Origin of the sequence: Aeromonas sp. 2692-1, assembly GCF_013085505.1 — a bacterium.
In the GTDB taxonomy this organism is placed as follows: Bacteria; Pseudomonadota; Gammaproteobacteria; order Enterobacterales; family Aeromonadaceae; genus Aeromonas; species Aeromonas hydrophila.
The window spans coordinates 3,705,111-3,727,663 of record NZ_CP038513.1 but is presented as its reverse complement, the minus strand read 5'-3'; the positions used below and the strand labels follow the sequence as shown (position 1 = coordinate 3,727,663).

Here is a 22,553-nt window from a genome sequence, read left to right as displayed (position 1 = left end):
AAAGGAATCATGACGTTATGGCTATCCCAACCCTGAACAATTACGCCATGCCCAGCCAGTGGAAGGCCAACAAGGTCAACTGGACCCTGGATCCCAAACGCGCCGCCCTGCTGATCCACGACATGCAGGAGTATTTCACCGCCTTCTATGGTGAAAACAGCCCGCTGATCGCGGCGCTGACCGAGCGCCTGGCCGCCGTGCGCAAACAGTGCAAGGCCCTCGGCATTCCGGTCTTCTACACTGCCCAGCCCAAGGATCAATCCCCTGAAGATCGCGCCCTGCTCAACGATATGTGGGGCCCGGGTCTCAACAAGCGGCCAGAGCAGCAGCAGGTGGTCGCGGCGCTGCGCCCAGAGCGTGACGACACCGTGCTGGTCAAGTGGCGTTACAGCGCCTTCCAGCGCTCCGAGCTGGAGCAGATGCTCAAAGCGCTGGGGCGAGATCAGCTGATCATCGGCGGCATCTACGGCCATATCGGCTGCATGATGACTGCCTGTGACGCCTTCATGCGCGACATCCAGCCCTTCTTCCTGGCGGACGGGGTGGCGGACTTCTCCCTGGCCGACCACCAGATGGCGCTCGACTACGTGGCGACCCGCTGCGGCAAGGTGATCCGCTGCGAGGAGGTGCTGGCGCTCGCCCCGGCCTCCGCTTCTGCCGTCCAGAGCAATCCGCTCCTGACCAATCCGTTGCTGACGTATGAGGGGCTCAAGGCGCGGCTGCTGAGCCATATCGACGAGGACGAAGGGGAGTTTGACCCCGACGAGAACCTCATCGACTACGGTCTGGATTCGGTGCGGATCATGGCCCTGCTCACCGAGTGGCGCGCCGCCGGGGTGGAGCTCGGCTTCGTGGATCTCGCCAAGCTGCCGACCCTCAATGGCTGGTGGCACCTCATCGAGGCCAAGCTGGCAGCCCAGACGCTGGAGGTGACCCCATGAGCCGTTTCCCCTTGACCATCCCCCAGCAGGGGCTCTGGTCCGGACATCTGCTCAACGACGACAAGGCGATGTTCAACACCGCCGAGTGCATCGCCTTCGATGGCAAGGTCGAGGCGGCCGTGCTGGCCGCAGCCCTTGCCAAGGCGGTGGGGGAGTGCGAGGCGCTCAAGGGCCATTTCGAAGACGATAAGGAGGCGGTCTGCTTCGTCCCGGCCGAGCTGCCCCTGGTCTATGAAGAGGTCTCTCTTGAGCGCGATGACGAGGCGCTGGCCCGCGCCTGGGCCTGGGCCTGGGCCGATCTGCGCCGCCCGTTCGAGCTGACTCAAGAGGCGCCCTGCCGCTTCGCCCTGCTGCGCGGCCCCGGCCGCGATTATCTCTACAGCTGCGTGCACCACATCGCCCTCGACGGCTTTGGCACCACCTTGCTGTTCCAGCGCATCGCCGAGCTGTATGCAGAGGGGCTGGCCGGTGAGATGAACTCCCCATCCCCCTTCGGCTCGTTGGCGGAAGTGCTGGCCGAAGAGGCGAGCCGCGAGCAGAGCGGCAAGAACGCCGCCGCCCGCGCCTTCTGGCAGGAGCAGTTGCAAGCCTGGCCCGAGGTGCGCTCCTTCAGCGAATCCCGCGCCCCCATCGCGGCCGAATTTCTCCGCGAGAGCCGTCCGCTGCCGGCGGCGCTCTGGCAATCCCTGACCGGCTTTGCCGACGAGCACAAGCTGGGCTGGCCCGATCTGCTGCTGGCCGCCCTCTCTGCCCAGCTGTCGCTGTCGAGCGGCCAGGATAAGACCCTGCTCGGCCTGATGATGATGAACCGCATCGGCTCGGCATCGTTGACCGTGCCCTGCATGCAGATGAACATTACCCCGCTGGCGCTGACACTGGGTGAAGAACTGGATCTGGCGGGAGCCGCCGGCGCCGTGGCCAAGGCCAAGCGCGGGGTGCGCAAACACCAGCACTACCGCTACGAGCTGCTGCGCCGCGACCTTGGCTTGGTGGGGGGCGACAAGCGCCTGTTCGGCCCGCTGGTCAATATCATGCCGTTCGATCACGCTCGCCGCTTCGGGCCGCTATCTGCCCATATTCTCAACATCAGCGCCGGCCCGGTGGAGGATCTCACCATCGAGGTGCAGGTCGGCGTCGATGGCCAGCCCAGACTGGATCTGGATGCCAACCCCGGCTGCTACTGTCAGGCGGATCTGGCGGCCATCGCCGATACCCTGTTTGCCCTGCTGGGCCGCTGGCTGGCCGAGCCCGCCCAAACCCTGGGTGCGCTCAAGGCCGACTGGCTGGCCGAGCAGCGGGCCAGAGCCCTGATCGCCGGCCCCGCCCATGAAGTGATCAAGACACGGCCGGTGCTGGAGGCGCTCTGCCACTTCGCCGCCCAGACCCCGGACAAGGTAGCGCTGGAGCAGGGAGAGGCCCGCTTCAGCTACGAGGCGCTGCTGGCCAGATCTGAACAGATGGCGGCCGCCCTGCAGGCCGCAGGCGTCGCCCCCGGCGACAAGGTGGGGGTCATGCTGGCCCGCACCCCCCAGGCCATCTTCGCCCAGCTGGCGGTGCTGCTGGCCGGTGCCGTCTACGTGCCGCTCGACCCCGAGCAGCCGCTGGAGCGTCAGGGCCATATCCTGCGGCTGGGGGAGGTCAAGACCCTGATCACCCAGGCCGAGTACCGCCACAAACTGGCCAGCCTGTTTGAGGGGCGCACGCTCTTGGCGGGGGATCTGGTGAGCGATAACCGCTTGAACCAGCCGGCCGCCGGCCGCGCCGTCGCCTACCTGATGTTCACCTCGGGTTCGACCGGCCTGCCCAAGGGGGTGGCGGTCAGCCACGGCGCGCTGGATCACTTCGCCGCCGCCGCCCGCTGCCGTTATCACCTGGATAAAGACGCGCGGATGTTGCAATTTGCCCCCTTCAACTTCGACGCCAGCATTGAGGAGGTGTTCGCTACCTTGAGCGCCGGCGCCACCCTGGTGCTGCGCACCGACGCCCTGCTCGAATCCATGCCCGCCTTTGCGGCCGGGGTGGAGCAGATGGGGATCACCCACCTCGACCTGCCCACCGCGTTCTGGAACGAATGGGTGGTGGCGTTGACGGCAGGTCAGGCCCATATCCCTGCCGGGCTTACCACCGTAATCATCGGCGGCGAGGCGGTCTACCCCGAGCAGCTGGCCCAGTGGCAGCGTCAGGGCCGCTCCGATGTGCGCCTGTTCAACACCTACGGTCCCACCGAGACCACAGTGGTGGTGACCACCCAGGAGCTGCAACAGGAAGACCCGAGCCAGGCCCAGTTGCCCATCGGCCTGCCGCTGCCCGGCATGCAGGCGCTCATCCTCGGGGCGGGGGAGCAACCCTCCAGCGAGGGTGAGCTGGTGCTGCTCGGCCCGCAGCTGGCCAACGGCTATGTGGGGGGCGTGCAAGGCAGCTTTGGCACCCTGCGGATCGGCGAGGAGGATCTGCCTGTCTATCGCACCGGCGATCGGGTGCGCTTGGTGGCCGGCCGGCTGGTCTACCTTGGCCGGCGCGACAACGAATTCAAGATAAGCGGCTATCGCATCCAGCCCGGCGAGGTGGAGGCCCAGCTGCTGGCCCTGCCGGGGGTGGACGAGGCCTGCGTGCAGGGGGTGAGCATCGGCAGCGTACGCCGGCTGGTGGCCTTCGTGGCGGGGCCGGAGCGCGACAGCCGGGTCATCAAGGCGCAGCTGGCCAAAGTGCTGCCTGCCGCCATGATCCCCACCGACTATCGCCACTATGACCAGCTGCCCCGCACCGGCTCCAACAAGCTGGATCGCAAGGCCCTGCTGGCCGCCTACCAGGCGGGCGGCGAAGCCCTGACCCTGGGCAGCGAAACCGAGAACCGGGTCGGCGCCATCTGGCAGCAGATCCTGGGACTCGCCACCATGGCGCCCGCCGACAACTTCTTCGAACTGGGGGGCCAGTCCCTGCAGACCATCCAGATAGTCAACCGGCTCGGCGCCGAGTTCGGGGTGCAGGTCAAGGTCTCTGACGTGTTCGATCACCCGCGCCTCGATGACTTCTGCCGTTTCCTCGACGGCCTGCTTGCCGAGGACGAAGAGAGCGTGGAGATGGTGTGGTGATGAGCAAGGAGCAACAAGCAATGGCCTTTGATTTTACTGGCAAGCGGGTCTGGGTGACCGGGGCCGGGCGCGGCATCGGCCGCGAGGTGGCAACGCAGTTCGTGGCGGCCGGAGCAATCGTGGTGGGGCTGGATCTGGCGTTTCCCGAAGCCGACTACCCCTATGCCACCCGGCTGCTCGATATTGGCGACTCGAAGGCGGTCAACGCCTGCTGCGCAGCGCTGCTGGCGGACGGCGGGCTCGATGTGCTGGTCAACGGGGCCGGGGTGCTGCGCCTCGGCCCCACCGACGCCCTGAGCGATGACGACTGGCACGACTGCATGACGGTCAACGCCAGCGGCGTCTTCTATCTGCTGCGGGCCCTGGTGCCCCACTTCAAGGAGCAGCGGCGCGGTGCCATCGTCACCATCGGCTCCAACGCCGCCCATGTGCCGCGCATGCAGATGGCGGCCTATTGCGCCTCCAAGGCAGCGGTCACCAGCCTGACCCAGACGGTGGGGCTGGAGCTGGCCCCCTTCGGCGTGCGCGCCAACCTGGTGTCGCCGGGCTCGACGGATACCCCCATGCTGCGCGGCATGCTGCCAAGCGAGGAGGCCATGGCCCGCACCATTGCCGGGTTGCCGGAGCAGTTCAAGCTCGGCATCCCCCTGCGCAAGGTAGCCACCCCGGCGGAGATCGCCCATACCGTCCTCTTTCTGGCCTCGGATCTGGCCAGCCACATCACGCTGCAGGATCTGGTCGTCGACGGCGGCGCCACCCTGAGTGCCTGAGGCTTGAGAAACAGATGAACAATATGATTTTGCTGTTGAAACAGCTGGAACGGCAGGGGGTGAAGCTGGCGCTGAACGACAAGGGCCAGCTTATCTCCCAGTCGAGCAAGGAGGCGGTGACGCCTGCCATCGGCGCCACCATCAAGGCCCACAAGGATGAACTGGTGCGCTGCCTGGCGGCCCGCGCCGCCTTCGAGGCGCCTATCGTCGCCGAGGGCGCCCGGCAGGGGCCGCTTTCGTCGTCCCAGAGCGGGCTCTGGTTTATCGAGCAGTACGAGGAGGCCTCCCACCTCTACAATATGCCGGTCTACTTCAGGGTGAGCGGCGAGCTGGACACGGCGGCGCTGGAGTTTGCCTTCGACCACCTGTTTGCCCGCCACCCCAGCATGCGTACCCGCTTCATCAAGGACGAGGCGGGCAGGGGGGCGCAGGAGATCCTGCCCCACGCCCCCTTCAAGCTGCAGATTGAGGACGTGAGCGCAGAGCCCGCAGCCGAGCGCGAGGCCTATGTGGCCCGCCGGGTGCGCGAGGAGATAGGCCGCCCCTTCTCCCTGACCCAGGGGGATCTGAGCCGGGTACACCTTATTCGGCTGGGCAGCCGCGAGCACGTGCTGCTGATCACCCAGCACCACATCATCTCCGACGGCTGGTCGGTCAAGAACATGTTCGCGGATCTCAAGCGCGCCTTTCTTGCCCACCAGAATCGCGAACCCCTGCAGGTGAGCGAGCTGCCGCTCACCTACATCGACTATGCCCGCTGGTTCAACTCGGACCGTTTTCTCGATTATCACGCCGAGTTCAAACCGTTCTGGGTCGATCGGCTCGGTGGCAGCCCCGAAGTGCACGGTCTGCCGCTGGACAAGCCGCGCCCGGCCCATCAGGACAGCGGCGGCGAGCTGGTCTTCTCCACCATCGACAACGATCTGTGGGAGAGTTTCAAGCGCCTCTGTCAGCGCCACAGCACCTCCAACTTCATCGGTCTGCACGCCCTGTTTGCATTGCTGATGGTGCGCCAGAGCGGCGAGAAGGAAGTGGTGATCGGCACCCCGCTCGCCTATCGCGAGCGCCACGAGATCGAGTCGCTGGTGGGCTTTTTTGTCAACACCCTGGTGCTGCGCACTCAACTCAGCGGCAAGCCCAGCTTTGTCGACTATCTGCAGCAGTGCCGGGAGGAGGATCTGGCGGCCTTCGATCACCAGCTCTACCGCTTCGAGGCGCTGGCCGAGGCCATCGGCGCCGATCGCACCACCGCCATCAACCCCATCTTCCAGATAATGCTGGTCTATCAGGCCAAGGTGGACTTCAACGATCTCATCCCCGGCTGCCAGCTGGTGGAGGAGACCTCGCCTGTGCTGCCGGCCAAGACCGACATCTCGGTCAAGGTGACCGAGCTGATGGACTCCGTCAGGGTGGACTGGCTGTTTGCCACCGCCCTGTTCGAGCGAGAGACCATCCAGGCCTACGCCGATCGCCTGCTGCACCTGATGCGCGCCGTGGTGGCGGCCCCCGAGACCGACATCTGGCAACTGCCGCTGGAGGCGGGCACCGACCAGGCCGCGCTGGCCGCCGAGCTTGCCGACTTGCCGCCGGATTACCCGAGCCGCGACACCCTGCTCTGTCATATCGAGCGGCGCGCTATTCAGTTGTCGGACGCGTTGGCGGTCAGCGACGGCGCGCAATCGTTGACCTATGGCGAGCTGGAAACGCGTGCCAACCGGCTGGCCCACTGGCTGCTGGCTCAGGGCGTCACCCTGGGCGCCGCCATCGGCATCCAGGCCAGGCGCGATGTGGCCTTCGTCATCGCCCTGCTCGCCTGCTGGAAGGCGGGGGCGGCCTATGTGCCCCTCGACCCTGCCTATCCTGCCGAGCGGCTGGCCCATATCTTAGGGGATGCATCCATCAGCCTGGTGCTGGGTGGCGTGCCGGACCTGCGGCTTGGCGAGGCGCTGGCGGGCACGACTGCCGAATATCACGATCTGCACCAGCTTGCGCTGGACAAGATGCCAACCAGCACGCCCGCACTGCCCCGGGACGCCGCCATGCTGGCCCAGATCATCTACACCTCCGGCAGCACCGGCCTGCCCAAGGGGGTCATGGTGGAGCAGGGCAGCCTGGTCAACCTGATGGCGGATCACGGCGAGCGGATCGCCCTTGATCAGAATGGCGCCATGTTCAACTGCATGTCCCTCTCGTTTGATGCGGGCAACATGACCAGCCTGCTGCCCCTGTACTGCGGCGCGGCCCTGCACTTCGGCGAGCCGGGCGAGGGGGTGATCGGTGCCGCGATCGCTTGCGGTGCCAGCCATATGATTTTGCCGACCGCCTTGCTCGCGAACCTGCTACCACCGGCGGAGCTCGGCTCCCTCAAGGCCATCGGTTTTGGCGGCGAGGCGTGCCCTAGCAGCCTGGTGGAGCGTTGGGGGAGCGGGTGGCCCTCTTCAACATGTACGGCCCGACCGAGTGCACCGTCACCGCGCTCTGCACGCGGCTCACCCCGGGGGCGCCCATCACCATAGGTCGCCCCGTCAACAACCTGAAGGCGCTGATCCTGGACGAGGTGGGCAATCTCTGCCCGGTGGGGGTGCCCGGCGAGCTATGCCTGGCAGGGCTGGGGCTGGCCCGCGGCTACCTCAATCTGCCGGCGCGTACCCAGGAGGCCTTTATCGAGCTGGCCTTTGATGCAACGAATGAGGAACGCACATATCGCCTCTATCGCACCGGCGATCGGGCCCTGCTGCGCCGCGACGGCAACATCCAGTATCTGGGCCGGATAGACGAGCAGATCAAGCTGCGCGGCTATCGCATCGAGCCGGGTGAGATAGAGACCCGGCTCGCCGAATTGTGCCCGGTTATCCGCCAGATCAAGGTGGTGGTGCAGGAGGGGCGTCTGCTCGCTTACGCCTGTTTGCAGGCCGGGGCGAGCGAGCCCGACGGCGATGCCCTGCTGCAGCGGGCCGGCGAGTGCCTGCCCGAATACATGGTGCCGGCGCGCCTGTGCTGGCTGTCCGAGATGCCGCTCACCCCCAACGGCAAGCTGGACTTGCGCCGTCTGCCCGCCATCGTCTGGCAGCAGAGCAAGGGCGAGCCGCAAAACGAGCTGGAGCAGACCGTGCTTGCCATCTGGCAAGGGGTGCTCAAGCAACCGCTCGGGGTGGAGGATGACTTCTTCCGCTTAGGCGGTGACTCCATCCTCAGCATCCAGCTCACCACCAGGCTGCGGGATGCGGGGCTGCACTGCAGCGTGAAGGACGTGTTCGAAGCCAAGACGGTGCGCCGCCTCTGCCGCCAGCTCGGCCAGCAGCAGGCCGTCAGCCACAGGAGCGAGCAGGGCAGCCTGACCGGCGAGTTCCCGCTCCACCCCATTCAGCACTGGTTCTTCGAGCAGGGCTTTGCAAAGCCCGGTCACTGGAACCAGGGGGTGATCCTGCGCCTGCCGGCCGGGGTGGACGATGAGGCCCTGCGCGGCTGGCTGGATACCCTGCGCCAGCACCACGATGCCCTGCGTCTGGCGGTGACCCCGACCGGCCAGCGCTACCTGGCCGAACTGCCATTGCCGCCGCTGCCGACCCTGGATGCCGCCAATTTCGATGAGGCAGAGCTGCAGGCCCGCCTGACCGAGCTGCAGGGAGATCTCGACCCTGCCAGCGGCCACACCCTGGCCTGGGCTCGCCTGCGCAATCTCTCCCTCGAGGGGGAGCGCGAGGGCGAGTGCGAGACGGTGGAGGGGCTCTTCCTCGCCTTCCATCACCTGGTCATCGATGCGGTCTCCTGGCGCATCCTGGCCGAAGATCTGGCCCGGGTGAGCAGGGGCGAGCCGCTGCCCGCCAAGGGCAGCAGCTATCGCCAGTGGGGCGAGGGGCTGGCGGCCTATGCCAAACGGGAAGAGGAGCAGCTTGGCTTCTGGCTGGCTCAGGGGGAGGGCAACCAGGGTCAGCTGCTGGAAGCGGCGCGTGCCGCCGATGGCCGCGCCGCCGCCAGCCTGCTGCAACTGAGTCAGGAGACCACGGCCCGGCTCATCGACGCCGCCAACCAGGCTTACTTCACCCGGGTGCCCGACCTGCTGCTGGCGGCCCTGACTCGTACCCTGAGCGAGCAGGGTTACGGCAGCCGTCACTGCGTGATGCTGGAAGGACACGGCCGTGAGGCCATCGATGCGGAACTGGACGTGAGCCGTACCCTCGGCTGGTTCACCAGCACCTACCCGTTGGCGCTGGCGGATGCCGAGGCGTGGGATGCGCTGGTGTGCGCCACCAAGGAGCAGCTGCGCGCCGTGCCGGACAAGGGGGTGGGCTTCAACGCCCTGCGCCTGCACCATCCACGTGGCTGGGCACTGCCCGAAGCCCTGGTGGTCTTCAATTACCTGGGGGTCAGCCATCAGGGCGAGGCCGTTCAACCCTGGCAGCCCCTGCCGCTGGCGCCGGGGGCACCCAGTTCCCCTGATAACCTGCCGCGCGAGCTGGTCAGCCTGCACGGTGGCGTGTTTGATGGCCGCCTCACCCTGCGCCAGGTGGGCGCCCTCAACCAGCAGGCGAGCGACGCCCTGATGGCGCGGCTGGCGGACAACCTGACGGCGCTGGTGGAGCACTGCTGCAACCTGAAGGCTCCGCGCCATACCCCGAGCGACTTCCCGGGGCTTGGCCTATCCCAATCTGCGCTGGACCAGGTGCTGGCCGGGTGCGAAGTGGAGACCCTGCTGCCCATGACCTCGCTTCAGCAGAGCATGTTCCATCACAGGGCGCTGCTGCCCCGGGATCACGCCTATCACCTGCAGACCGAGATCGCCTATCACCAGCCGCTGGACGTGGCGGTCTACCGTCAGGCCTGGCAGGGGCAGATTGCCCGCTGGCCGGCGCTTCGCAGCGAACTGGTGCTGGCGGATGGGGTGGCGCTGCAGCGCATCTGCAAGCACGCCGAGTTGCCATTCCACTATGAGGACTTGTCCGAGATGGGGAATGAGGCGGGAGAGGCACGGGTCCAGGCCTATCGCGAGCAGGATCTGGCCCGCCCGATCCCGCTGGAGCAGGCCCCCCTGCTGCGCCTTGCCTGCTTCAAATTGGCCCCCGATCACCACAAGGTGATCTTCAGCGCCCATCACTGCGTGCTGGATGGCTGGAGCGGCCCCGTGTTGCTGGGTTCCTTGCATCGCGGCTATCAGGCGCTGATGAACGGCCTGCTGCCGCAGGGCGAGCCGGATACCGCCTGGCTCGAATTTGGCCGCCATATCGCCAGCCAAGCCCGCAGCGCCGACGCCTACTGGCAGGGGCGGGGCGAGCTCTTGGCTACGCCTAACGATCTCGTCTGCCTGTTCGGGGTGACGCTGGACGCTAGCTCAAGCGGGCGCCATACCCAGCAGCGACCTGCGCTGTGCGCCACGGAGCTGCCGGCCGAGGTGGCGGCCTTGCTCGCGCGCCGTGCCCGAGACCTTGGGGTGACTGCGGGCCTGTTGGCCCAATATGCCTGGCACCGTCTGCTGGCACGCCGCTCTGGCGATGCCGTCACCCTGGTGGGCAACGTGACCCCGGGCCGGGATTACCCCATCGAGGGGATCACCGCGAGCGTCGGGCTCTACATCAACAGTTTGCCGCTGGCGCTGGATTGGTGCACCGAGCTGAGCCTGGCCGAGCATATCGCCCGGTTGCAGACCGACCTGATGGCGCTCAACGAGCACGGTACCCAGTCGCTGGCGGCACTGACCAAAGGCCGGGCGCGCCTGTTCCAGAGCTTGTTCGTGTTCGAGAACTACCCCATGCCGGCGGCCCCTGCCGCCCCCGAACCCCACCAGCTGGTGCCGCGCTTTGGCGCCGTGGTGGAGAAGGTGGAGCTTCCTCTGTCGCTCGTGGTCAGCAGCCGGGGCGAGACGCTCCAGCTGCGCCTCGAGTTCGACGGCGAGCAGATCCCCGAGGCCCGGGCCGAGGCGGTGCTGGCTGCCTGGCTGGCCGAGCTCGGCTGGCTGGCACAGGCGGATCTGAGCCAGCCGGCTAGAGTGGCGGCGGCCGCGCCGTTCCCAGCACAAGGAGCTGCCACACCATCGACTGTCACACAGGTGGCCGCCACCAGGGCTGAACCCGGCCTGGCTCAGCCGCCGGCCGAGGCCCGCGCGCTGGTGGCCCTGTGGGAGCGCCAGTGCAGCGTACCCGGCATCTGGCAGCAGACCCTGTGTGAACTCGGGGTGGATTCGGTGCAGCAGCTTGCCCTGCTGGCGGCTCTCAACGAGGCGTTTGGCCAGGAGCGGGCGCCGCTTACCCTGCAGATGCTCAAGGCCCATCCATCCCCCAGCCGGCTCTATCGGCACTGGCTGGTGCGCCAAACGGAGGCCGCGCTATGACAGTGACCATCAAGCATGAGGCCCCGGCCGTGTCACCCCTGAGAGGCGCTTCCAAGGGGGCGGCCAACCTGGGTGCGCGGCTGGCGGCATGTCTGGCCGCGACCCCGCTAGCCCCCGCCATCCGTATGGGTGGGGAGGGCATCAGTGAGGGCGGATCAGATGAGCAGTGGCTTAGCTACGGCGCGCTCAATGATCGGGTGGCCCGGATTGCCGCCCGCCTGCAGGGGCTGGCGGTGGGGGAGCGGGTCGGCCTCTATCTCTCCCGCAGCCCCGATCTGGTGGCCAGCCTGCTGGCCTGCCTGCGGCTCGGCCTCACCTTCGTGCCGCTCGAGCCGGACTTTCCGGTGGAGCGGCTGCAGGGGATCGCCCGTCAGGCGCGCCTGTCGGCGGTGATCTGCGACGGCGACAGACCGGCCCCCGCCTTCGGCTGTCCGCTGCGTACCCTCGACGGGCCCGCAGCTGCAGGGCCGGTCTCCTGGCCCCAAGTGGATGACGCCCTGGCCGCCTACATGATGTTCACCTCGGGCTCCACCGGCGAGCCCAAGGGGGTGGTCATCAGCCGGCGGGCCCTGCTCTGCTTCCTCGACGGGATCCGCGAGCGGCTCGGGTTATCACCGAGCTGCCACTGGCTCTTTATCACCACCCCGGCCTTCGACATCTCGCTGCTGGAGATGCTGGGGCCGCTCTGGGGCGGTGGCCGGCTGACGGTGGCCGGCGGCGAGCACAACAAGGATCCGCTGGGGATGCTGGCGCTGCTCGAGGCCGACCCCTCCATCAACTGGCTGCAGGCGACCCCGGCCTGCTGGCGCATGCTGCTCAAAGCTGGCTGGCAGGGGCGCAATACCCTCACCGCTCTGTGTGGCGGTGAGGCGCTGGACTCGGGATTGGCCGAGCAGCTCTGTGCCCGCACCCGGCGGCTGTGGAACTGCTACGGGCCCACCGAGGCCACCGTCTGGTCGCTGGTGAGCGAGGTGCGCTGGCCGCCGACTGATGGCCAGATCACCATCAGCCACAGCCTGCCCGGCTATCGGCACTGGGTGCTGGACGAGGCGGGGCAGCCGGTGGTAGAGGGGGAGTGCGGCGAACTCTGCATCGAGAGCCCGGCCCTGTGCGAGGGGTACTGGCGCAAGCCGGCCCTGACCAGCGCCGCCTTCCTGCGCCTTGCCACCCATCGCCTCTATCGCACCGGCGATCGGGTGCGGCGGCTGGGGGCGGACCGTTTCCTCTATCTGGGACGGCGCGACGATCAGGTCAAGCTGCGCGGTTTTCGCATCGAGCTCGGCGAGGTGGAGGCGGGGCTGCGCCGTCAGACCGGGGTGCAGGAGGCGGCGGTGCGTCTGGTGGGCGAGGGGGACGAGGCCATGCTGGTGGGTTACGTGGAGGCGAAGAGCGGGGTGACCCTCAATCGCCTCGCCCTGCGCAAGGGGCTGCAGGCGACGCTGCCCCACTACATGGTGCCGGCGCGGCTCATGCTGCTGGATGCCCTGCCCAAGACCGGCAGTGGCAAACTGGACAGAAAGGCGCTGCCCTTGCCCGAGTAAGTGCCGCGCAGCAGATAAAAAGAAGCCCGCAAATGCGGGCTTCTTTGTGGGCGCTGATCACGCGGGCTTATTGGGTGATGGGGGCCGCATCGGGTTTGGCCAGCAGCTGCTCGACATCGTCGATCACCTTGAGGGCCGCCTGGGGGCCACCGGTGGAGGTCCAGAGCGACCCGTCCACGGCGCCGAAGCGCTTGCTCTTGATGGCGCCGAGCTGCTGAAAGGCCGGGGTCTGTTCGGCCTGCTTCATGGCATCCACCGCGTCGCCGCTGGCGCTCAGGGTGCCGATCACCAGCCAGTCACCGTCCAGCAGGTTGAGGGATTCCAGGCTCAGGGCCGGGGAGTGGGGGGTCTTGTCACCGATCTGGTGGGTCGGTCGGGTCAGCCCCATCTCTTCCACGACGCTGCTGGCGAAGGTGCCGCTGTGCATGTAGCTCGGGCCCTTGGGGTTCCAGCGCACTATGCTCAGGCGCTCGCCCTGATGCTTGGCAAGCTTGCTGCGGGCTTCCTGCAGGCGGGCGTCATACTGGGCGAGGAAGGTCTTGGCTTCGGCGTCCCGGTTCAGCACGTGGGCGCTGCGATTGAAGATCTCCTTCCAGGAGTCACCCCAGTTGCCGGTAACCACGGTGGGGGCGATCTCCTTGAGCAGGGCCAGCAGCTCGGGCTTGGTCTGGCCGGTGAGGATGAGGTCGGGTTCCAGATCGATCAGCTTCTCCAGGTTGGGGTTGTCCAGATCGCCGACCACGGCGATCTCCTTGCCTGCCTGTTGCAGCAGGTAGCGGGGCAGGGTGGACTGGCCGCGGCCATTGACGGTGCCGACCGGTTGCAGCCCCAGGGTCAGGGCGCTGTCCAGATCGATTTCGCTCAGTACCACCACCCGCTTGGGCTGGGCCGGTACGACCTGGGTCTTGCCGTCGGCATCGGTCACCTGACGGGTCTCGCTGCCGGCCTGTGCCTGGAAGCCGACCAGGCTGGCCAGCATCAGCACGGCAGCCAGGGGAGAGGAGATCTTCATCGTTACATCCTTCTTGGTGAAATCAGTGGAACACTGGGTCCCAAACGGGCGAACTCATGCTACCACAAATTCAAATGATAAGAATTGTCATTTGTGTTTGTGGCATGTGGAGGGGGCGGTTTGCTACCATGCTGGCTCACCCACCAAGGGCTCTTCGTGATGTTGATTGCCACTGCGCCAGCCTGTTCACTGGACCGCTTCATCGTGCAGGCCGACAGCCTGCCGCTGCCCGGCGCGGCGCACATGGCGCTGCAACGGGTCTGCTTTGACCCCGCCGCCTTCACCCCGGCCTGTTACGATGCAGCCGGCATGGTGCTGCCGGCCAGCTTGCAGCGCGCAACACCCAAGCGGCTGGGGGAGTTTCTGGCCGGCCGGCTGGCGGCGCGCCGGGCCTTGCACCCCTTTGGTCTGGGCCAGCAGCAGGTGAGCATCGGGGCAGCCCGCGAACCCTGCTGGCCTGCGGGGTTTGAGGGCAGCATCAGCCACAGCCTGTTGCAGGGGCGCGGCATGGCGCTGTGCGCGGTGCGCCCCGGCCGGGCGGGAATGGGGCTGGATCTGGAGGGCTGGTTGGCAGAGGGGCAGGCGAGCGAGCTCTGGCCCGGCATTGCAAGCGGGGAGGAGTGGGGGCGGCTGGCGGCCGCTGCCCGCGCCGTCGGCCTGAGCAGGGCTGAGGCGCTTACCTTGATCTTTTCGGCCAAGGAGAGCCTGTTCAAGGCACTCTATCCCAGGGTGGGGCGCTATTTTGACTTTCTCGATGCCCGCTGGCTGACCATGACGGAGCAGACCCTCACCCTCGAACTGGTGGGCGGGCTGACCCCGACGCTGCCCGCCGGTTGGCGCTGTACGCTCTACTGGCAGCCAATGTACTGGCAGGCACTGCATTGGCAAACAAGGCACTGGCAAACACGGCCGGGCGGGGTGCTCACCAGCCTGCTGCTGTGAGTGGCGGCGCGCCGAGACATAAGCATCAAAAAACCGCCTCTCGGCGGTTTTTTGATGGGGCTCAGGCCGGCTGGCGCATGGCAAAGGCGTGCGGTCTGCGGCGCGGCACTATGATGGGGGCGCCGTCGCCGGGGGCGTGCAGTATGTCCACGTCGGTCTGGTAGAGGCGGTCGATGAGGGACTTGGTCACCACCTCGCGGGCCGGCCCCATGGCCTGGATGCCGCCATCTCCCAGCGCGATCAGCTCGTCGCAGTAGCGGGCGGCGGTGGCGAGATCGTGAATGACGATGAGCACCGTCTTGCCCTCGGCGGTGATCTGGTGGATGGCCTCCATCACCTCGGTCTGGTGGCCGATGTCGAGGGCGCTGGTGGGTTCATCCAGCAGGATGATGTCCGCATCCTGGGCCAGCACCATGGCCAGCCACACCCGCTGGGCCTGACCGCCGGAGAGAGAGCTGGCGCTCTGCTGCAGAATGTCGCCCAGCTGCATCCGCTCGCAGGCCCAGCGCACCATGCAGGCATCCTCCTCGCTCCACTGATTGAACCAGCCCTGATGGGGATGGCGGCCGTACTGCACCAGCTGCTCGACCTGGATGCCGGCGGGTACCAACGGGCGCTGGGGCAGGTAGGCGAGCTCGCGGGCCAGCGCTTTCTTGCCGTAGCTGGCCAGCGGCTTGCCCTTGAGCAGGATCTCGCCGGCTTGCTGTTGCTCCTGGCCTGCCAGGAGTTTGAGCAGGGTGGACTTGCCGCCGCCGTTGGGGCCGACGATCCCCACCAGCTTGCCCTGGGGAATGGTGAAGGAGATGTCGTTGAAGACGGGCTTGTGCTGATAGCCAAATTGCAGGTGATTGATGGTGAGCGTCATCAGGCGGCCCTCGGTCTGTCTTGAAAATGGATGAATGGCATCGTCAGTCGGCCTTCTGGCGGTCTTTGAGCAGGATGAACAGCAGCAGCAGGCCGCCGAGAATACGGGTCATGATGCCGGTGGTCACCTCGTGGGGGCTGGCCAGCACCCGCACCAGGGTGTCGCTGGCCAGCAGCAGCAGGGCGCCGCACAGGGCGGCAATCCACAGCGGCACGATGCGATCCCGGCTGAGCCAAGAGGCGAGCACCGGGGCCGCCATGGCGATGAACACCACGGGGCCACCGATGGCGGTGCCGAGCGCCGCCACGACGATGGCCTGGGCCAGCACGCCGAGCTGCACCCGATTGACGTTCACCCCCAGACTCTGGGCGGTGACGGGGCCCAGACGCAGTACGCCGAGAGCCCGGGAGAGATAAACTACCCAGGGGCAGACCAGCAGGATCAGGAGCCCCACCGGCAGCACAGTGCTGTAGCCCTGGCCGACGAAGTTGCCCATGTTCCACAGGTAGAGGCTGGTGAGGTGCACCAGCGACTGGGTGGACATCACGAACTGGCCGATGGCGTTCATCAGCTCGGAGACGCCGATGCCGATCACCACGAACAGGTAGCCCTGTTCCCCCGGCTTGTTACACAGGGCATAGAGCACGGCGGCGGCAAACAGGGCGCCCAGCGGGGCGGCCCACCAGGGCCAGCTGCCGAGGGTCAGGTAGAGGGAGAAGGCGATGATGGCCAAGGAGGCCCCCTCGTTGACCCCGATCATGTCCGGGGTGGCGAGGCGGTTGCGAATGAGGGTCTGCACCAGGCAGCCGGAGAGGCCCATGGCCGCTCCCGCCACCAGCACGGCGACGATGCGTGGCAGCCGGATCTTGAAGACGGTCACCTCGCTCAGCCGGTTGCCCTCGCCAAGCAGGGTCTGGATCACCCCCAGCATGGTGAGCTTGCCGGAGCCCAGGGTCAGCGCCAGCAGGGAGAGCAGCACCAGTGCGACCAAGAGCCCGAGGGTGATCAGCCAGGCGCGGCGGTGCAGCAACAGGGTGCGGCTGCCAATGCGCAGGCAGACGGTGCCGGTAGGAAGCGCCGTAGTGAGGGAGGGATGGATGGAATTGTTCATGAGGCAGGCAACCTTATTTGACGGCCAGCAGGGAGCGGAAACCGCCGCTGCGCACCACCATGATGAGCACGGGGGCACCGATCAGCGCCAGGATCACCCCGTTGGGCAGTTCGAACGGCTGGATCAGCCAGCGCGCCAGGATGTCGGCGCCGAGCAGGAACAGCACCCCGAACAGGGCGGAGAAGCGTACCTGGATGGCGAGGCGTACTGGCTCCACCAGACGGGCGCAGTAGGCGGCGAGAAAGCCGACGAAGCCGATGGGACCGGCGATGGCGATGGCGCAGGCGGTAAACAGGGTGGCGGCCAGGAGCACGCCGATGCGCACCCGGGTCGGCCGGATGCCGAGCGCCAGCGCCTGGTTGTCACCCATCTGCATCAGGGTGAGCTGACGGCAGAGCGCCAGGGTCAGCAGCAGGCCGAGCAGGGCAAAGGGCATCACGGTGAGCACCGCATCGAGATCCGAGGCGGCCAGCGACCCCAGATTCCAGAAACGGAACTGCTCCAGCACCACCTGGTTGGAGAGCAGCAGGAAGTTGGAGAGGCCGCCGAAGGTGGCGGAGAGGGCGACCCCCACCAGGATGAGCTTGAGGGGGTTGGAGCGTCCCACCATCAGGCCGAGGCCGAGCACGATGAGGTTGCCGAGCAGGGCCCCCATGCCGGACCAGAGCAGGTAACCGTAGGCGGATTCGACGCCAAAATAGGTGAGGCCGATCACCAGGGCGAACACGGCGCCGGCGTTGACTCCGAGCAGGCCGGGTTCGGCCAGCGGATTGCGGGTGGCGCTTTGCAGCATGGAGGCCGCCAGCGCAAGACAGACGCCCACCACCAGGGCACACAGGGTGCGGGGCAGACGCAGGGTATGAACGATCATGGCGAGCTTTTCATCGGCCATGAGGGCGGGATCGCCCAGCAGAAATCCGGCGACCTCGCGGCCACCATAGACACCGGCGCCGGTGGCCAGTGAGAGACAGATGAGCAGGAACAGGAGAACCACTCCCAGCCAGAACAGGTGTGTTTGGTGTCTGTGCACCCGGCTACTCCTTCACGTCGAGGCAATAACAGCAGAAAAGGGAGCCCTGACGGGCTCCCTGCGGGGTTTACAGCTTGTAATCCACGCCGGCGTAGACGGTACGACCTTCCAGAATGAAGTCGGCGTCGGTGGCGACCTGGTCACGCTTGGTGTTGGTGAGGTTGGTGATGCCCAGCTTGAAGTCGAGCGCCGGGGTGACCTTCCACTTGGTGTTGACGTCCAGGGTCTGGTAGCTGTCGGACTTGAGCGCCTGAGAGTTGTGCATCGGCACCTTGATGAACTGGCTGCCCACGTACTGCCAGGCCAGGTTGGTGCTGACGATCTCGGTGGCCTGCCAATCCAGGCTCAGGTTGCCGGTGTGATCCGGGGTCTTGGCCAGATCGTCGCCGGTGCTCTTGTCTTCTGAGTCCAGCATGGTCCAGTTGCCGGTCAGCTTGACGTCGTCCATCACATCGACCCAGCCGGTCAGCTCCAGCCCCTTGACCCGGGCCTTCTTGACGTTGAGGTAGGTCATGACGGTTGGACGGTAGCCCGGGCCCCACTGATCGCTCTGGATCAGATCCTCGATGTCGTTGTGGAAACCGGTGAGGCCGGCGCCAAAGCGATCGGCTTCATAGGCGGTGCCCAGCTCGTAGCTGACGGCGGTTTCCGGTTTCAGGTCCGGGTTGCCGATCACCTTGCAGGCGCCGCGGCAGGCGGTGGTGGCGAAGCCTTCGCTGGACTGGGCCAGGGTCGGGGCCTTGAACGCCTTGCCGGCGCCGCCCTTGATCACCCACTCGTCGTTCAGCTTGTAGAGCGCATAGGCGCGCGGGCTGAACTCGTTGCCATAGGTCTCGTGGTGATCCAGACGACCGGAGAGGGTCAGCGCCAGATCACCCAGGCTGAACTCGTCCTGCAGGTAGAGGGCGCTCTGGCTCGCATCCACGCTGCCGCTGGTGATGCTACGGCTGTGCTCCAGCTCGGTCTTGCGGAATTCCGCGCCTGAGGTCAGCAGGTGATCCCCGAGGTAGCCGCTCAGCTGGCCGTCGACCGTGTGGTTGGTCTGGGTGACATCGGCGGCGCCGCCGTTGAGCTGGGAGTCATCCATCAGATCGGTCTGCTCGAAGTAGTAGCGGGCGCGGCTGTCGAAGTGTTCCCAACGGCCGTTGTGGGTCAGCCCCAGGCTCAGGCGATCGAGTTTTTGCACGTTGTGCGGGGTGGCCGGGGCGGTGGGGGCGCGCGGCACGTTGTTGAAATAGCTGTCCATGTCATTCTGGTTGTAGCCCAGATCGAACTCCACATCCTGGTTGTCGGCCACCAGCCACTTCAGGCTGGAGAGCATGTTGACCACTTCCCGTTTCTCCAGCGCATCGGCGTCCTTGTTGTTGGACTGATCGCTGTGCCAGCGGTCGCGCTGATAGCCTTCCACCACCAGGCTGCCGAGCAGCTTGTTGTCGATCAGGGCGCCGGAGACGAAGGCGTTGCCACGGTTGGCATCGCCACCATCACCCTTGGTGGGCATGGTGTGGGTGTAGCCGAAGGCCGCCTCGGTCTGCTCCTTGGCCTGGCGCAGGATCACGTTGACCACGCCGCCGAGGGCGTCGGCGCCATAGAGGGAGGAGACGGGGCCGCGGATCACCTCGATGCGCTCGATGGCGGCCATGGGGATGGAGCTCAAGTCGAAGTCATTGCCAAACGAGCTGCCCAGGGTTTCGCGAGCGTTGACCCGCTTGCCGTTGATCAGCAGCAGGGTGTAGTCGCCGCCCATGCCGCGGATCTTGATCTCGCTGCGGCCGGTGGGGTTGGTGCCGATGATGTTGACGCCGGGCACGTGCTTGAGCGCTTCGCCGACGTTGTTGGCGTTCATCTTGTCCAGATCGGCGCGGGTCACCACAGAGACGCTGGCCGGGGCGGAGAGTTCGGTGTGCTGGGTCTGGGTGGCGGTGACCACCATGGTCTCGTTGGCCTTGACCGCTTCGGCCTGGGCCAGGCCCGGCAAGGCAAACAGGCCGAGGGAGAGCAAAATCGGGTTCAAGCGAAATACGCCAGGCTGCAACTGCATAGTCAAAACTCCATGAATAAAACAGAGGTTATGGGGTCCGGCTCTGGGGCCGGTGGCTCACTGACTTCCTTGTCTGGCGGTGCCAGACTCGGGGTTATTGTTATTCCTTGTCTGTGCCAGCCCCTTGAGCAGGAGCCAGACACCGCCGCAGGCCAGCAGGCCGCAGCCGATATTGATCCAGGCCAGATGGGCAAATCCGTGCAGGACGCCGCTCAGATCCGACACCAGCAACCTGGCGGAGAGCAGGCTGCCGAGCCCGGCCGCCACATTGGTGACCGTGCCCTGAAAAGACATGAAGGCGGCGCGCTGATGGGGGGCTGGGATGGAGGCCGTGATGGCGAGGGTGGTGCTGGAGCGGGCCGAGCTCAGCGCCATGAACAGGGTGAACAGCAGGTAGACGGGCACGCCGACTGGCATGGCGAAACCGAGCAAAGTGATCAGCGCCAGCAGCAGGCTGGTGATCAGGATGGCGGCCTGGGCCCGGCCCTGATCAATCCAGCTGCCGCACAGCCGCATGGTGGCCATGCTGGCGAGGCCGCCGCACAGATAGAGGGCGGCGATCTGCTCGCGCGGGAATGCCAGGTTGAACTGGAAGTAGTTGGCAAAGTGCGGGATCAGCAGGAAGTGACCGAACATCTGCAGGCAGAGGATAAACAGGGCGCCCTGGCAGAGTGGGGAGGCCAGCAACTGGCGTAGGCCACTGCTGTGAGGGGCGCGGCTGACCGGCAACGAAGGGAGTAGGGTGGCGCAGAGCAGGGCCAGCAGCAGGCCGCAGACGCCAAACAGCAGGAAGGGGCTCTGCCAGCCAAACCACTGGGCCAGCACCAGGGCGATGGGCACCACCAGGATGGCGGCCAGCGAGAACGCCATGCCCACGTAGGCGAGGCGACGGCCCCGCTCGGCAGGTGGCACCAGATCCAGCACGGCCGCCATCAAGATGGCGGCGAGCGGCCCGGCCACACAGCCCGACAGGACGAACAGCACCAGCAGCTGCTGGCTGTTTTGCACCAGGGCGCAGGCCATCAGCAGCAGAAAACGTAAGGTGAGCAGCACCAGCAGGGCGGGCTTTCGGTTGACCCGATCGAGCCAGGGGGCGGCGATAAGCCCCATCAGGGCGGCTCCCAGGGTGGCACCGCCGCTGAAGTAGCCGGTCTGCTCCGGCTGCATGCCGAGGCTGATGACCAGATCCGGCCCGAGCGGCATCACCATCATCATGCTGCCCATGGAGAGCATGTTGACAAGCAGGGCCAGGTGGATGGCGGCGGGGGTGGTGGTCACTGGCTTCATCGACGGCAAGCTCAAAAAAATGAGACCGAATTGTATCCGAGCGATTTTTTCGTGACAACAAATGGTAATCATTTTTATTTGTGTTATTTGATCTGTCTCCGCTCTTTTCATAGAAAAATGAAGGGCCTGACCTTCACGGCGCGCATTGCTTGCGGGCAAAATCATTGAAAAGCGGGGCGGATGGCCCATGATGACGAGGTGATATGCAGGCCATGATCTGGTTGGCCGCCGAGTGGGACGGGAGGAGAAGATGAGAAGATGGCGCGGGTTTGGACTCTGGCTGCTGTGGGGACTCTGGTGCCTGCCGCTGCGGGCCGAGGTGAAGGTGATCCCGGTATTCGAGACCCAGGCGGCGGTGCAGACCCTCAAGGATCTCTATCCGGAGCTGGGGGTGAGCGCCATGGGCAACCAGCTGGTGCTGAGCGGCAGCGCCGCCCAACTGCAGGAGGCCGAAGCGGCGCTGGCCAAATTCAACCAACCGCCCCAGAGCCTGCTCATCGAGTGGCGGGTGGACGGCGCTTCCAGCAGTCAGCAGGCCGGGGTAGGGCTGGGCCGGGATGCCGCCAAGCGGCAGTGGCTGCTGGAGGGCAATGCCCAGCAGTATCAGCGCAGCCAGAACGACAGCTGGCAGATACGCGGTTTGTCGGGTCGGCCGGTGCTATTGCAGATGGGCACCTATCAACCGGTCACCTTCTATCAGTGGCGCGGAGGCCAGGTAGTGGGGCTGATGCCGCTGGTGAACGGCCTCTATGCCACCGCCACCCTGATCGGCGACAGGGTACAGATAGCGCTCAGCAGCGAGCAGGCCAGGCTGGAGCAGGGCACCATCAACCGGGGGCAGAGCGCCACCGAGGTGAGCGGTGCCCCGGGGCAGTGGCTGACGGTGGGTGAGCTCTCCACCAGCGCGGCGCAGCAGGGCAGCAGTCTGGGCACCCAGTTGCAGGGGGGCAGTGGCAGTCAGAGCGATCGCCAGACCTTGCAGATCAGGGTCACGCGCCAGTGAGGCGCCTGGCTGAGCACGTTGCCCCTCGGGTGCCTGGTCATTCTGGTTGAGCCTGACTGATCAGTTGCCGGCGTGGGGCTGATCGGCCGCGTATTCACGCAACTGGCGGCTGCGCAGCAGATACCAGAGCGACCAGAGGGTGGCGACCAGCACCAGCGCGGTGGGCCAGCTGAACGACCACTTCTGCAGATTGAGGCTGTGCAGTTGCATCAGCAGACCGCTGACGGCAGAGCAGAGCAGTAGCAATGGGCTGTGGCGCCTGAGCCAGGCCCGGAGGCTGCGGGTCTGCTGATAGGTGCCGCCGCAGGCGAGCAGCGCCAGTATGGCTGGCACGTCGGTCAGCAGGCTGATGTAGAGGGCGAGCCGGTCAGGGTAGAAGAGGGTCAGGATGGCGCTGCCGCTCTCGCGGGTGACGCCGGCCATCAGAAACAGCCAGACCGAGCGGGTCAGCAAGAGGGCGATGGGCCAGAACCAGAGCGGGGGACGCAGCTGGCCGTGATCGTCGTATCTGTGTTCGGGGTAGAGGGTCATGGTTGCCCGGGGTCGTCTGTGCAAAGGATGAAGGGGATATGGGGCGAAGGGGCGCCCTTTGC

Annotated in this window: 13 protein-coding genes and 1 pseudogene; 7 read left to right on the top strand and 7 right to left on the bottom strand. The window is 66.4% G+C overall.

Annotation, left to right across the window (positions count from 1 at the left end):
* Positions 1–17 precede the first annotated feature (17 nt).
* From amoB to amoH, 5 genes and pseudogenes are all read left to right on the top strand, one after another.
* On the top strand, positions 18–941 hold the full coding sequence (amoB, locus tag E5E97_RS17455) for an amonabactin biosynthesis bifunctional protein AmoB (protein ID WP_171280650.1): 924 nt from the start codon (positions 18–20) through the stop codon (positions 939–941).
* A complete protein-coding gene (gene amoF / locus E5E97_RS17450; protein WP_171280649.1) occupies positions 938–4,033 on the top strand; it encodes an amonabactin biosynthesis non-ribosomal peptide synthetase AmoF in 3,096 nt (1,031 codons plus the stop codon). Before amoB ends, amoF begins: the two co-directional genes overlap by 4 nt.
* 20 nt (positions 4,034–4,053) lie before the next feature.
* A complete protein-coding gene (amoA, locus tag E5E97_RS17445; protein WP_113995984.1) occupies positions 4,054–4,803 on the top strand; it encodes an amonabactin biosynthesis protein AmoA in 750 nt (249 codons plus the stop codon).
* A gap of 14 nt (positions 4,804–4,817) precedes the next feature.
* Positions 4,818–11,128, top strand: a pseudogene (gene amoG, locus E5E97_RS17440) (amonabactin biosynthesis non-ribosomal peptide synthetase AmoG).
* A complete protein-coding gene (gene amoH / locus E5E97_RS17435; protein WP_171280648.1) occupies positions 11,125–12,669 on the top strand; it encodes an amonabactin biosynthesis glycine adenylation protein AmoH in 1,545 nt (514 codons plus the stop codon). Before amoG ends, amoH begins: the two are co-directional and overlap by 4 nt.
* Before the next feature lie 67 nt (positions 12,670–12,736).
* Here the strand turns inward: amoH and E5E97_RS17430 are convergent, their stop codons facing one another.
* Entirely contained in the window at positions 12,737–13,681 is a 945-nt protein-coding gene (locus E5E97_RS17430; RefSeq protein ID WP_017778923.1) for an amonabactin ABC transporter substrate-binding protein, read from the bottom strand.
* Positions 13,682–13,837: 156 nt separating this feature from the next.
* Here E5E97_RS17430 and amoD point away from each other — a divergent pair, with 156 nt between their 5' ends.
* Positions 13,838–14,623, top strand: a complete 786-nt coding sequence (gene amoD / locus E5E97_RS17425) for an amonabactin biosynthesis phosphopantetheinyl transferase AmoD (protein ID WP_171280647.1) — start codon at positions 13,838–13,840, stop codon at positions 14,621–14,623.
* 61 nt (positions 14,624–14,684) lie between these two features.
* On the opposite strand, the gene E5E97_RS17420 is transcribed toward amoD, so the two are convergent.
* The 5 genes from E5E97_RS17420 to E5E97_RS17400 form a co-directional block, all read right to left on the bottom strand.
* Positions 14,685–15,488 (bottom strand): amonabactin ABC transporter ATP-binding protein, encoded by an 804-nt coding sequence (locus tag E5E97_RS17420; protein WP_171280646.1) that lies wholly within the window; start codon positions 15,486–15,488, stop codon positions 14,685–14,687.
* A 43-nt stretch (positions 15,489–15,531) separates the two neighbouring features.
* Positions 15,532–16,599: an amonabactin ABC transporter permease subunit 1 gene (locus E5E97_RS17415; RefSeq protein ID WP_171280645.1), complete on the bottom strand. Its 1,068-nt coding sequence runs from the start codon at positions 16,597–16,599 to the stop codon at positions 15,532–15,534.
* 13 nt (positions 16,600–16,612) lie between these two features.
* Positions 16,613–17,629, bottom strand: coding sequence for an amonabactin ABC transporter permease subunit 2 (locus E5E97_RS17410; protein ID WP_171280644.1), 1,017 nt, complete (start codon positions 17,627–17,629; stop codon positions 16,613–16,615).
* Between the two features lie 67 nt (positions 17,630–17,696).
* The gene (locus E5E97_RS17405; protein ID WP_171280643.1) at positions 17,697–19,670 is read right to left on the bottom strand and encodes a siderophore amonabactin TonB-dependent receptor; all 1,974 of its coding nucleotides are present in this window, start codon (positions 19,668–19,670) and stop codon (positions 17,697–17,699) included.
* A 57-nt stretch (positions 19,671–19,727) separates the two neighbouring features.
* Positions 19,728–20,957 carry a siderophore amonabactin export MFS transporter gene (locus E5E97_RS17400; protein ID WP_171280642.1) on the bottom strand — a complete coding sequence of 410 codons (1,230 nt, stop codon included), beginning with the start codon at positions 20,955–20,957 and terminating at the stop codon, positions 19,728–19,730.
* Positions 20,958–21,207: 250 nt separating this feature from the next.
* On the opposite strand from E5E97_RS17400, the gene E5E97_RS17395 reads away from it, so the two are divergent.
* On the top strand, positions 21,208–21,960 hold the full coding sequence (locus E5E97_RS17395; protein ID WP_171280641.1) for a hypothetical protein: 753 nt from the start codon (positions 21,208–21,210) through the stop codon (positions 21,958–21,960).
* A 60-nt stretch (positions 21,961–22,020) separates the two neighbouring features.
* Here the strand turns inward: E5E97_RS17395 and E5E97_RS17390 are convergent, their stop codons facing one another.
* Complete coding sequence (locus tag E5E97_RS17390; protein ID WP_024943989.1) at positions 22,021–22,491, bottom strand: DUF2919 domain-containing protein; 471 nt, start codon at positions 22,489–22,491, stop codon at positions 22,021–22,023.
* Positions 22,492–22,553 lie beyond the last annotated feature (62 nt).